The 1,676-nt window shown below is 47.4% G+C and carries 2 protein-coding genes; both read right to left on the bottom strand.

Annotated elements, in window-relative coordinates; genetic code table 11:
* Positions 1-807: RnfABCDGE type electron transport complex subunit D (locus GX089_16615; GenBank protein NLP04119.1), on the bottom strand; the 807-nt coding region annotated here is incomplete at its 3' end.
* Between the two features lie 2 nt (positions 808-809).
* Positions 810-1,676, bottom strand: an 867-nt coding sequence (locus GX089_16610) for an RnfABCDGE type electron transport complex subunit C (GenBank protein NLP04118.1), incomplete at its 5' end; no start/stop codon positions are given.

Raw genomic sequence — 1,676 nt, 5'->3', positions numbered from 1 at the left:
GATTATGATCGCTCCAGATGTAAAGAGATCGCCTGTTCCGTTAAAAAGCCAGAAAAGAACAAAGACTGTCCCGATATAGAACAAAGGAATCGCAAAACCTATAATCCTCTTGTACCAGAGTATCATCGCTCCCAACAGAAGCGCTATGGCTGATGTCTCTCCGATACACCCTCCCACATTCCCTGTAAACAGATTATAGAGTGCATCCTGGAAATCAAGAGCCTGGAAAGATCCGTTCATCATTGAGATCTTGAAGTGAGCAAGAGGAGTGGCACTGGTAATGCCGTCTAATCCGGATATCGTCCCGAGTTTCGGCGCAGTAAAACTGGTCATGGCAGCCGGATAAGATGCCATGAGAAAAGCGCGGCCTGCAAGCGCAGGGTTGATAAAATTACCCCCCAGGCCACCGAAAGCCATTTTTGCGACTCCTATAGCGAATGCAGCCCCTATAGCCACCATCCACCAGGGAAGAGAGGGTGGGACATTGAAAGCAAGAAGTATCCCGGTAATTACCGCACTGAAATCCCCAATAGTTGATGGCTTCTTCATCAGGAGAGTTACCAGCCATTCGGTGAGAACAGCAGAAGTGATTCCTACACAGGTAAGAAAAATCGCCCGCCATCCGAAAAACAGGTATGAGGCTATTATCGAGGGAACAAGTGCAATCATCACCCACATCATCACTTTGGGAACAGATCCAGGGTGACGGATGTGGGGAGAAGTTGAAATGTGGAGAAGTTCTACTTTCTCCTCTGCTGTTTTATTATTACTCTGTACTTCGGATTTGGTCAAAGGTTGTGTTGTCATCTTTACCTGGCCTCATTCTTTTTAGCTTCTGCCGCACGCCTGGCCTGAATATGAAATTTCCCCAGCTTCATATACTGGACCAGGTTGATTTTTGAAGGACACACAAACGAGCAGGAGCCGCATTCAATACAGTCTGTGATATTCCACTCCAGCGCCTCATCGTACTTTTCTTTCTCAACCAGTTTGGCGAGTCTTGTCGGGACAAGGTGGATGGAACAGGCTTGCACGCAATTTCCGCAGTTAATACAGGGATATTCCCTCTCTCCGGCAACAACATTGTCCAAAGCAAGTATTCCTGATGTTGACTTGATTATCGGGGCATCAAGATCCGACTGCGCTATACCCATCATCGGACCACCCATGATTATCTTTTTTGTGGCCTTCATGTCAACTCCACAGGCCTCAACAAGATTCCTGATCGGTGTACCTGCACGCACCAGGAGGTTTTTTGGTGATGAAACTGTTGGGCCGGTGACCGTAAGCACCCTCTGGTAGAGCGCAACACCCTTTACTATTGCATCATAAACAGCCAGAGCCGTACCCACATTCTGGACCACACAGCCGGCATCCATGGGAAGGCCTCCGGATGGAACCATGCGTTTTGTAACCGCATTGATCAGTTGCTTCTCACCACCCTGGGGATACTTGGTCCGCATTACAGCTACCGATAACTTTCCCTTATTCTGAGAAGCTGAAATTGCTGAAACAATGCTCTTTATCGCATCCTGCTTATTATCCTCTACAGCGATAAAACATTTCTTCGCGCCAAGAATTTTTTTAAGAATCAATGCGCCGGTAATAAGATCATCTGTCCTTTCCAGCATCGATCTGTGATCGGCAGTCAAATATGGCTCACACTCAGCACCATT

It is taken from the genome of Fibrobacter sp., assembly GCA_012523595.1.
GTDB lineage: Bacteria > Fibrobacterota > Chitinivibrionia > Chitinivibrionales > Chitinispirillaceae > JAAYIG01.
The sequence above is the reverse complement of the archived record's forward strand: the minus strand, read 5'-3'. Positions and strand labels throughout refer to the sequence as shown.